Source organism: Eubacterium ramulus ATCC 29099, assembly GCF_000469345.1.
Classification (GTDB): Bacteria; Bacillota; Clostridia; order Lachnospirales; family Lachnospiraceae; genus Eubacterium_I; species Eubacterium_I ramulus.
In genome coordinates, this window is record NZ_KI271188.1 from 1 (window position 1) to 1,737 (window position 1,737).

The window sequence follows — 1,737 nt, forward strand, 5'->3', positions numbered from 1 at the left end:
TCAATCGTGAAAAAGTAGAAGATTTTTGCAAAACAGCGGAGAAAGAAGAACAGGCAGCAGTAGATATTGTACAACCGAACAGAGATTCGCTACAATATTAATATTTCTGGTGATAAGGAGATGGGAAGATGAGACAATGTATGGATGCAGATAATCTGCACCGAAGACTGAAGAAAATAATCGGACAGGTTCAGGCAATCAGATGTACTGGTATCACTGGCATTAATTGCATCAGTCTGTATTGGTGAAAATTTTGCAGCAGGCGAGGTCTTTCTGGTTCAATATTCCATTAAAGCGGCTTAAGAAGGTTATGGTTGTAATGGCAGCCGCCAGGATATCACTGACTGGTTCTGCAAGGAAAACTGCAAATACCTTATCAGATAAAAAGAGCGGCAGGATAAAGATCAGAGGGATCAGCAGGATCAGTTTTCGCAGGCATGCAAGAAGCAAACTGATTTTTGCCTGTCCGAGTGCCATAAAACTCTGCTGGCAGCTTATACTCCCGGAAAGCAGGAGACAGCCAGAGAAGATTTCAATAACAGCAGAAATTATGTATAATTATGTTGTAGGTACAAAAATAGTGTGACAGCGAGGTAGAGAAAATGGAAGAGCAGATAAAAAAGATTTATGAAAAGCAGAAAAATGGACGCATCAGGATGATACGGAATGTGCTGTTGATTTATGCAGCATTGATCTGTGTGGTGAGTATTTTCAAAGGAAATCCGTTCCCGCATCAGGAGACAGTACTCTTTTTCGATGTGAAGCAGCCGGGCTGGGTCACGACAGATCCCTGGCTTCTGTGGATTTGCGTGGTGGTTGATCTGATTGCAGGTATATTCATTTTAATCAGGGACATTCTCAGAGACTTTTCAAAAATTGACCGGATTCTGTCACAGCAATGTGATGCAGAAAAATATTCAGAAATGCTGGAAGAGTTGGTAAAGTACGGAAAGAGCTTGGATTATCATGGATTTCAAAAAAGTGTCATGCTGATAGCTGAGTCTAAATATGTAGTTGCACTGATCATAAATGGGCAGTTGCAGAAGGCAGAAGAGTATATAAAGAATGAATGGGAAGGAAAAAGAGAGGGACGTTCCTGGCAGCAGGTCATGACGAATCTCGAACTGTCGAAGAAATATCAGGAGAAAGATGCGGCAGGTTATTCGGCTACATTAGAAAAAGCAGGGAAAGTATTTCAAAAGAATCCACTGTTTATGGCAAAAAATTTGATGCTGAAAGGTGAAGATGAGGCAGCAGTAAGATTACTGGAAAATGATACGGAAAAGCTGCCTTATTATGAGGTTACACGCAGATTCCTGCTGGGAGTATGTTACTACCGAATCGGAAAAGAAGAGCAGGGAAAAGAATGTATGGAATATGTAATTGGGCATGGAAATACGTTGAAGTGCAAAGAAGAAGCGGAAAAATATGTAACAGTGTAAGTAAGGATGTTCTTTAAAATGACAGGGTAACAAAAATGGAGAAGATATAGAGGATGGTAATAAAATAGGATATATCGCACATAAAGATGGTGAATCTGGAGTATACAATTCCTGAAAATAGACTTGGTTTTTAAATATTACAAGTGTAAGATTTAAGGAACAAAAAAATTAGAAGAAAGGAATCGGTGGAAGTGGTTATGTTGTTAAAAAAGATGCAACAGTATTGGATGAGTATTTTGAAGGATAAAAAAATTTTTATGGGGAATTATTACATATGTAAGATATTTGCGATGAT

At 38.9% G+C, this 1,737-nt stretch carries 1 protein-coding gene and 2 pseudogenes; 2 read left to right on the forward strand and 1 reads right to left on the reverse strand.

Features of this window, described 5'->3' with window-relative positions:
* Nucleotides 1-128: 128 nt before the first annotated feature.
* A pseudogene (locus tag HMPREF0373_RS17440) lies at nucleotides 129-200 on the forward strand (metal-sensing transcriptional repressor); the annotation flags it as partial.
* Nucleotides 201-231: 31 nt separating this feature from the next.
* On the opposite strand, the pseudogene HMPREF0373_RS15160 reads toward HMPREF0373_RS17440, so the two are convergent.
* Nucleotides 232-498 (reverse strand): annotated as a pseudogene (locus HMPREF0373_RS15160) (hypothetical protein); the annotation flags it as partial.
* A gap of 104 nt (nucleotides 499-602) precedes the next feature.
* On the opposite strand from HMPREF0373_RS15160, the gene HMPREF0373_RS15165 reads away from it, so the two are divergent.
* Nucleotides 603-1,442 carry a DUF2721 domain-containing protein gene (locus HMPREF0373_RS15165; RefSeq protein ID WP_021740685.1) on the forward strand — a complete coding sequence of 280 codons (840 nt, stop codon included), beginning with the start codon at nucleotides 603-605 and terminating at the stop codon, nucleotides 1,440-1,442.
* The last annotated feature ends 295 nt before the right edge of the window (nucleotides 1,443-1,737 follow it).